This is a genomic window from Thauera butanivorans NBRC 103042 (genome assembly GCF_001591165.1).
Lineage (GTDB): Bacteria > Pseudomonadota > Gammaproteobacteria > Burkholderiales > Rhodocyclaceae > Thauera > Thauera butanivorans.
The window spans coordinates 58,110-66,047 of record NZ_BCUG01000010.1 but is presented as its reverse complement, the minus strand read 5'-3'; the positions used below and the strand labels follow the sequence as shown (position 1 = coordinate 66,047).

Below are 7,938 nucleotides of genomic sequence, written 5' to 3'. Positions count from 1 at the left end.
GGAATGTCGGCATTGAGCGTCTCGCGGATCGCCTTGCCGTTGTCGACCGTCTCGGCGTAGGCCAGCCGTTCCAGGTTCTGTTCGATGCGCTCGGCGATCCGGAGCAGAATGTTGGCCCGCTCGGCCGCCGGCGTCTTGCTCCAGGCCGGAAACGCCGCGTGCGCCGCGTCCAGCGCCAGCTCGATGTCCTCGGCGGTGGAGCGTGCCGCCTGCGTATAGACCTGGCCGCTGATCGGCGTCACCACGTCGAAGTACTGGCCCTTGACCGGCGAAACCCAACGGCCGCCGATGAAGTTGTCGTAGCGCGCCTTGTGCTGCACCGGGGCACCGGACTGGCCGGGCATTGCGTAGATCATCTCGCTGTCTCCTCGTTCTGGTGTTCATGGGCGTCGACCGCCACCACGCACCTCCAGCAGGCATCGTGCCAGCATGGCAAGCCCATTTCCCTTCAAGCAGTTACGGTAAAAACCGGCTGCACATCGGGAGCGGCGTCATGGGCGGAGCATGTCAGTACGGAACAACTGCTCCATAAATATGAGCATATGGAGCAATCCGGCATGCATGCCCCATGCTCCATTAGGGAAGCTCCTTATCGACATTCCGGCCTCGCCGCAAAGCCAGCCAACAGCAGCAAAAAGAAGGAAATTTCGTCGATCGGACACATCTTGGCGCGGTATTTGCTGTGGTATCTTCGTGGCCGTCCCCCTCCCCGACAGCCACGGCCCGATGCTGCTTGCCTCCCTCGTCTTCGTCCCCTTCATCGCCAGCCTGATCGCAGCATCGATGCCACAGGACGCCCGCAACCGGGAGTTCTGGCTGGCAGCCGGTGTGGCGGTCTACGGGCTCATCGTCGCGATCTCGCTCTATCCGGAGATGTCGGAAGGCACGGTGCTGCGCGAAGGCTTCGACTGGCTGCCCGCGCAAGGCCTGTACTTCCTGCTGCGCATGGATGGCCTGGCCTGGGTGTTCACCTTGCTGGTACTCGTCATCGGCCTGCTGGTGGTGCTGTACGCGCGCTACTACATGTCACCGAACGACCCGGTGCCCCGCTTCTTCTCCTTCCTGCTCGCCTTCATGGGCTCGATGCTGGGCGTGGTGCTGTCGGGCAACCTGGTCCAGCTCGTGGTGTTCTGGGAACTGACGAGCCTGACCTCCTTCCTGCTGATCGGCTACTGGCACCACCGCGCCGACGCCCGGCGCGGCGCGCGGATGGCCTTTACCGTCACCGCCACCGGCGGCCTGTGCCTGCTCGCCGGCGTGCTCGTGCTGGGCCACATCGTCGGCAGCTACGACCTCGACATCGTGCTGGCGGCCGGCGAACTCATCCGCAGCGACGACCTGTACCTGACCGCCTTGCTGCTCATCGCGCTGGGCGCGCTGACCAAGAGCGCGCAGTTCCCCTTCCACTTCTGGCTGCCGCACGCCATGGCGGCTCCGACGCCGGTGTCGTCCTACCTGCATTCGGCGACGATGGTGAAAGCCGGCGTGTTCCTGCTGGTGCGCCTGTGGCCGGCCCTGGCGGGCACGCCGGAATGGACCTGGATCATCGGCGGCGCGGGCGTGTGTACGCTGTTGATCGGCGCCTTCATCGCCATCTTCCAGCACGACCTCAAGGGCCTGCTGGCCTATTCGACGATCAGCCACCTCGGCCTGATCACCGTACTGATCGGCATCGGTACGCCGCTGGCGATGGTCGCGGCGATCTTCCACATCCTGAACCACGCCACCTTCAAGGCCTCGCTGTTCATGGCCGCCGGCATCATCGACCACGAAACCGGCACGCGCGACCTGCGCCTGCTGGGCGGGCTGCGCCACAAGCTGCCGGTCACCGCCACGCTGGCCATCGTCGCCAGCGCGGCGATGGCCGGCGTGCCGCTGCTGAACGGCTTCCTGTCCAAGGAGATGTTCTTCGCCGAAACGCTGCATGTCGGCGGCGACCGCAACTGGTGGATGTCGGTCGCCGCGGTGGCGATGGGCATGTTCAGCGTCGCCTATTCGCTGCGCTTCATCTCCATCTTCTTCGGCAAGCCGGCCGGCGAGCTGCCGCGCGACCCGCACGAGCCGCCGCGCTGGATGCGCTTTCCGGTCGAGTTGCTGGCGTTCACCTGCCTGGTGGTGGGCATCGCGCCGGCCATCAGCATCGGCCCCGTCCTCGACCTGGCGGTGGCGGCGAGCCTGCGCGAACACACCCCCGACTACAACCTGGCGACCTGGCACGGCTGGAACCTGCCCCTGGTGATGAGCATCATCGCCCTGTTCGGCGGCATCACGCTGTACGCGGTGCTGCGCTGGCGCTTCAACCTGCGCGAGCGCACGCGCGCGCCGCTGCTCAGCCACTTCAACGGCGCCCAGGCCTATGAAACCGCGATGCAGTCCCTGACCCGCGCAGCGGAATGGCTGGTCCGCCGCCTGGGCACCTCCAAGCTGCAGAAGCAGTTGCTGATGCTGATGCTGATGCTGCTGATCGTCCCGCTGCTGCTCGCCGGACTGCCGCCCGACTGGACGATACTGCCGCTGGAAGGCTTCGACCCGCTGTTCGCCGGCATCTGGCTGATCGGCGGCGCCTGCGCGGTTTCGGCCGCATGGATGGCGAAGTACCATCGCCTGACCGCCCTGGTGCTGGTCGGCGGCACCGGCATCATCACCGCCGCCACCTTCCTGTGGCTGTCGGCACCCGATCTCGCGCTGACCCAGTTGATGGTCGAAACCGTCACCACCGTGCTGCTGCTGCTCGGCCTGCGCTGGCTGCCACCCCGCATCGAATCGGCGGAGATGCAGGCTGCCGCGTCCCGCCGCGACTGGACGAGGCGTGCGCTGCACATGATGCTCGCCGTGGCCGGCGGCCTGGTGATGACGGTACTGACCTACGCCGTGCTGGTGCACCCGGCCTCGGACACCATCGCCGACTTCTTCCTGCTCAACGCGCTCTCCGGTGGCGGCGGCAGCAACGTGGTGAACGTGCTGCTGGTCGATTTCCGCGCCTTCGATACGATGGGCGAGATCACCGTACTGGCGATCGTCGCGCTCATCGTCTACGCCCTGCTGCGCCGCTTCCGCCCGGCGCCCGACAGTGCCGAAGTGCCGCAACAGCAACTGCACGCCTTCGACCCGGCCAGCCGGCAGACGCCATCCGAGCAGGCCGACAGCGGCTACCTGTTCGTGCCGGGCGTCTATCTGCGCACGCTGCTGCCCTTCATGGGCGTGATCGCGGCCTACTTCTTCATGCGCGGGCACAACCTGCCCGGCGGCGGTTTCGTCGCCGGCCTGATCTTCGCCGTCGCCATCCTCGTCCAGTACATGCTCGCCGGCGCGACCTGGGTCGAAGCCCACATCACCCTCAGGCCCCACCGCTGGCTGGGCTTCGGCCTGCTGCTGGCCGGCGTCACCGGCCTGGGTTCCTGGGCCTTCGGCCATCCCTTCCTGACCTCGCACACCGCGCACCTCCATCTTCCGGTGCTCGGCGAACTGCACGTGCCCAGCGCCTTCGTGTTCGACCTGGGCGTGTTCGCGGTGGTGGTCGGCACGACGATGCTGATGCTGGTCGCGCTGGCGCACCAGTCGCTGCGTGCGCACAAGAAGGCGAGCGAACAGGCCGCGGATGCGGCCATGCCCGCCGCCAGCGAAGGAGCGCTGTAATGGAAATCGTCATCGCGCTCGCCGTCGGCGTCATGTTCGGCTCGGGTATCTGGCTGATCCTGCGGCCCCGCACCTTCCAGCTCATCACCGGTCTGCTGTTGATGTCCTACGCCGTCAATATCTTCATCTTCGCCATGGGCCGGCTGTCGGTCGACCGTCCGCCGATCACCCTCAGCCCCGACATCGACCCCGCCCAGTTCGCCGACCCGCTGCCGCAAGCCCTGGTGCTGACCGCCATCGTGATCGGTTTCGCGACCACCGCGCTCTATCTCGTCATCATGATCGGCGCCCGCGGCCTGACCGGCAGCGACCACGTGGACGGCAAGGAGCCGCGCGAATGAACGCCCTGCCCTTCCTGCAGCACTTCATCGTCCTGCCGATCCTGCTGCCGCTGCTGGCCGGCGCGCTGCTGATCCCGGTCAAGCAGAGCCGCTACACGCTCAAGTTCGCCCTCAGCGTCACCAGCACGGTGCTGCTGTGGCTGCTGGCCGCAGCGCTGCTGGTGATGGCCGACGGCGGCTACTGGCCCGACGGCATCGGCGTCTATCTCGCCGCCAACTGGCCCGCGCCGTTCGGCATCGCCCTGCTCGTCGACCGGCTCACCGCGCTGATGCTGCTGCTCACCGCCACCATCGCGCTGGCGGTGCTGGTGTTCTCGGCCAAACGCTGGGACCGGGTGGGCATCCAGTTCCACACCCTGTTCCAGTTCCTGCTGATGGGCCTGAACGGCGCCTTCCTGACCAACGACCTGTTCAACCTGTTCGTCTTCTTCGAGGTCATGCTGGCGGCCTCCTACGGCCTGGTGCTGCACGGCTACAACCTGCAGCGCATCCGGGCCGGCATGCAGTACATCGCCATCAACCTGGTCGCCTCCTTCCTGTTCCTGATCGGCGTGGCGCTGATCTACGCCGCCAGCGGCACGCTCAACCTCACCGACCTGGGCATGCGCGTCGCCCTGCTCGGCACCGAAGACACCTGGCTGCTGGCGATCGGCGTCACCACCCTCGGCCTGGCCTTCCTGACCAAGGGCGCGATGTGGCCGCTGGGTTTCTGGCTGCCCGGCACCTACGCCTCGGCCTCGGCGCCCGTCGCGGCGATGCTGGTGCTGATGACCAAGGTCGGCGTCTATGCCGTGCTGCGGGTATGGATGACGGTGTTCGGCGACGGCGCCGGGGCGCTGGCCGGCTTCGGCTTCACCGCGCTGACGATCGGCGGCATGGCGACCCTGTTCTTCGGCGCGGTCGGCATGCTGGCCAGCCAGGACGGCGGGCGCATGGCCGGCTATGGCGCCATCATCTCGTCCGGCACCCTGCTCGCGGTGATCGGCCTGGCCGGCGGCCCGGTGCTGGCCTCCGGCCTGTACTACCTGCTCGGCTCGACGCTGGCGATGGCGGCGTTCATGCTGCTGGTCGAACTCACCGACCGCATCCGCCCGCCCGGCGCAGCACTGATCGCGATCACGATGGAAGCCTTCGCCATCGAGGACAAGCCCGAAGACCCGGTCGGCCAGGGCATCCCCGGCACGCTGGCCTTCCTGGGCCTGAGCTTCGCCGCCTGCGCGCTGGTCATCAGCGGCATGCCGCCGCTGTCGGGCTTCGTCGCCAAGTTCAGCCTGTTCCACGCGCTGCTCGACGTCCTGCCCACCGACGGCCGCATTCCGGGGCTGACCTGGGGCTTCATCGCGCTGGTCATCGTCGGCGGCCTGGCCGCCATCATCGCCCTGATGCGGCTGGGCGTGCGCATCTTCTGGGCCTCGGGCGACATCGCGCCGCCGCGGCTGCAATTCACCGAAGCGGCGCCGATCACCGCGCTGGTCACCTTCTGCGTGCTGCTCACGGTGCAGGCCGGGCCGGTCTTCGACTACCTGGACCGCACCGTCGCCGGGCTGACGCAAACCACCACCTATGGCGAACGCGTGCTGCACGAACCCGCAGTGACGCGCATGCCACAGCAGGAGGCGGAACGATGAAACGCTGGCTCCCCTCTCCGCTGCTGTCGCTATGCCTGCTGCTGATGTGGCTGCTGCTCAACCAGACCATCGAGCCCGCCCACCTGCTGCTCGGTGCCGTGCTCGGCATCGTCGCGCCGGTGCTCGCCCGCCCGCTGCAGCCCCAGGGCTACCCGCGCATCTCGCGGCCGTTCGTGCTGTTCCGCCTGCTGTGGCTGTCGCTGATCGAGATCGTGCGCTCGTGCTTCAACGTCAGCCGGATCATCCTGTTCCGCCGCACCGAAGGGGTCAATTCGCAGTTCATCCACATTCCCCTCGACCTGCGCGACCCCTACGGCCTCGCCCTGCTGTCCTGCCTGATCAATTCGACGCCCGGCACGGTATGGGTGGAAATCGTGCCCGACACCCACGAACTGCTGCTCCACGTGTTCGACCTGCACGACGAGCAATGGTGGATCGACACCATCAAATCGCACTACGAACAACCGATCATCGAGGTGTTCGAGCAACCCAGGCATTCCGAACGGGAGAAAACGACGTGACAACCACGAGCCTGCTGTCGGCAGCCATCGTCTTCGCACTCGTCTGCGTGGTGCTGGCAATGATCCTGTGCACCCTGCGCCTGCTGATCGGCCCCTCCGCGCAGGATCGCGTGCTGGCCCTGGACACGCTGTGGATGTGCGCGATGCTGCTGGCCCTGATGCTGGGCATCCGCCACGGCAGCCAGATCTATTTCGAGGCAGCGCTGATGATCGCGCTGCTCGGCTTCGTATCGACGGTCGCACTGGCGAAGTTCCTGATGCGCGGCGAGGTGATCGAATGAACATCGCCGAAACCCTGCCGACCTGGGCGGCACTGCCGGTGGCCTTCCTGCTCGTGCTGGGCGGGCTGATCTCGCTGGTCGGCGCCCTGGGCCTGCTGCGGCTGGCCAATTTCTACCAGCGCATCCACGGCCCGGCCATCACCGTCACGCTCGGCGCGGGCTGCATCCTGATCGCATCGATGATCTACTTCACCGCGACGCAGTCCCGGCTGGTGATCCACGAACTACTGATCAGCGTGTTCGTGCTGATGACCGCACCGGTGGTGGCGATGATGATCATGCGCGCCGCCGTCTATCGCGACCTGCGCAAGGAACATGTGGCGGACAAGGAAAAGACGGGCACCGACCGCACGGCCACCGGCGCCTGAGCCGCCCCGCCCTCAGCACACTGCAGGCCCGGCCCACCAGCCGCTCATCAGGCTGTCGGGCTTCACCGGCGCGCTGACGCGGGCGCTGCTTTCCCAGGACTCCACCTGCACGTCCAGCCCGGCATACACGCCATAGCCGTCGCCGGCCCGGATCCCCTCGCCTGCCTGCAGGCTCTCGCCGGCCCGGATGGCCGCCTCGGCACGGATCAGGCCCCCCGCCTTGATGCCCCAGCCGGCTTCCAGATGCATGCCAGCCTCGATCGAAGCACCTGCGACGATACCCTGATCCACGCGCAGATTCGCCGCCACGCTGATGTCGCCTCCGGCCTGCAGGCCCTTGCGGCAACGCAGTTCGCCTTCGCAGCACAGATCGGTGCCGATGCCGGCATTGCCCTCCACCCGCATGCGCCCTTCGCAGCGCAGGTCCCAGCCCACGCGGAGCTCTCCCGCGCAGCGCAGATCGCCCAGCGCATCCACGCCCCAGCCCACGCGCATGTCGCCACCGACATCGGCATGGCTTGCCGTCCGCACGCCGCCTTCCACCCGCAAGTCGCCACCGACGACCAGCTCGCCGCCGGCGCGCACACCACCCCCGACCCGCAGATCACCGCCGACGTGAAGCTTGCCTTCGACATCGACACTGCCCCGCACTTCCAGCGTGCCGGCGAACACGATGGCATCGGCTTCGACCGAATCGACGACACGCAGCTCACCGGTCGGGCCGAACTGTTCGAGCAGCCAGCAGGCATCGCCCACCCGCCCGGCCGCCACCATCCGGTCGAGCAGTTCCTGGTAGTTGCCGCCTTCGCCGAACTGGCGCACGAACCAGCGGAATCCATCGGTGCACGGGCGCTTGGCCCGAACGAAGCTTCTTGTGAGAATCATCTCATCACCCCATGTGCAAGTGCCTCTCCACGCATCGCGTGGCATCGTGGTTGCAGCCTGGGAGTGGAAACGCCCTGCCTGAAAGCGGAAGGCGGAAGAAATCCGGCCATCCGGCGTCCCGCACTGGCTGCACGTTGATCAGGGCGCACGCTGAAGCGCCCTGGGCAAGGTGCCGTGCGGGGTGGCCTGGGATCAGTCCCGGTTCCGGCCCCGCACGGCCGGGGAAAGCACGGCGGGAGACCCCGTCGTCTTGAAGGATTGCGCCAGCACGAGGCCGC

8 protein-coding genes are annotated in these 7,938 nt (G+C 67.3%); 6 read left to right on the top strand and 2 right to left on the bottom strand.

The annotated features are described in order from the left end of the window. On the bottom strand, positions 1 to 356 hold a 356-nt coding region (locus TBU01S_RS05455; protein WP_157659098.1), incomplete at its 3' end, for an aldehyde dehydrogenase family protein. A 370-nt stretch (positions 357 to 726) separates the two neighbouring features. Between TBU01S_RS05455 and TBU01S_RS05450 the strand changes: the two genes are divergently transcribed. From TBU01S_RS05450 to mnhG, 6 genes are read left to right on the top strand one after another with little or no spacing between them, the layout of a single operon-like run. Then, positions 727 to 3,636: a monovalent cation/H+ antiporter subunit A gene (locus TBU01S_RS05450; protein WP_068635626.1), complete on the top strand. Its 2,910-nt coding sequence runs from the start codon at positions 727 to 729 to the stop codon at positions 3,634 to 3,636. Further along, a complete protein-coding gene (locus tag TBU01S_RS05445) occupies positions 3,636 to 3,977 on the top strand; it encodes a Na+/H+ antiporter subunit C (protein WP_068635625.1) in 342 nt (113 codons plus the stop codon). Before TBU01S_RS05450 ends, TBU01S_RS05445 begins: the two co-directional genes overlap by 1 nt. Continuing rightward, positions 3,974 to 5,605 carry a monovalent cation/H+ antiporter subunit D gene (locus TBU01S_RS05440; RefSeq protein ID WP_068635624.1) on the top strand — a complete coding sequence of 544 codons (1,632 nt, stop codon included), beginning with the start codon at positions 3,974 to 3,976 and terminating at the stop codon, positions 5,603 to 5,605. The genes TBU01S_RS05445 and TBU01S_RS05440 overlap by 4 nt, the downstream gene beginning before the upstream one ends. Next, on the top strand, positions 5,602 to 6,126 hold the full coding sequence (locus tag TBU01S_RS05435) for a Na+/H+ antiporter subunit E (protein WP_068635623.1): 525 nt from the start codon (positions 5,602 to 5,604) through the stop codon (positions 6,124 to 6,126). The genes TBU01S_RS05440 and TBU01S_RS05435 overlap by 4 nt, the downstream gene beginning before the upstream one ends. Beyond that, complete coding sequence (locus tag TBU01S_RS05430) at positions 6,123 to 6,407, top strand: K+/H+ antiporter subunit F (RefSeq protein ID WP_068635622.1); 285 nt, start codon at positions 6,123 to 6,125, stop codon at positions 6,405 to 6,407. Before TBU01S_RS05435 ends, TBU01S_RS05430 begins: the two co-directional genes overlap by 4 nt. Beyond that, complete coding sequence (gene mnhG, locus TBU01S_RS05425) at positions 6,404 to 6,775, top strand: monovalent cation/H(+) antiporter subunit G (RefSeq protein WP_068635621.1); 372 nt, start codon at positions 6,404 to 6,406, stop codon at positions 6,773 to 6,775. Before TBU01S_RS05430 ends, mnhG begins: the two co-directional genes overlap by 4 nt. Positions 6,776 to 6,787: 12 nt before the next feature. Here mnhG and TBU01S_RS05420 read toward each other — a convergent pair whose 3' ends face one another. Continuing rightward, positions 6,788 to 7,660 (bottom strand): hypothetical protein, encoded by an 873-nt coding sequence (locus tag TBU01S_RS05420; protein WP_068635620.1) that lies wholly within the window; start codon positions 7,658 to 7,660, stop codon positions 6,788 to 6,790. Positions 7,661 to 7,938: the final 278 nt, after the last annotated feature.

Excerpts from the sequence above, each read along its gene's own strand:
- TBU01S_RS05435 (WP_068635623.1), top strand. The coding sequence starts at position 5,602 with ATGAAACGCTGGCTCCCCTCTCCGCTGCTGTCGCTATGCCTGCTGCTG.
- TBU01S_RS05440 (WP_068635624.1), top strand. The coding sequence starts at position 3,974 with ATGAACGCCCTGCCCTTCCTGCAGCACTTCATCGTCCTGCCGATCCTG.
- TBU01S_RS05445 (WP_068635625.1), top strand. The coding sequence starts at position 3,636 with ATGGAAATCGTCATCGCGCTCGCCGTCGGCGTCATGTTCGGCTCGGGT.
- mnhG (WP_068635621.1), top strand. The coding sequence starts at position 6,404 with ATGAACATCGCCGAAACCCTGCCGACCTGGGCGGCACTGCCGGTGGCC.
- TBU01S_RS05450 (WP_068635626.1), top strand. The coding sequence starts at position 727 with ATGCTGCTTGCCTCCCTCGTCTTCGTCCCCTTCATCGCCAGCCTGATC.
- TBU01S_RS05420 (WP_068635620.1), bottom strand. The coding sequence starts at position 7,660 with ATGATTCTCACAAGAAGCTTCGTTCGGGCCAAGCGCCCGTGCACCGAT.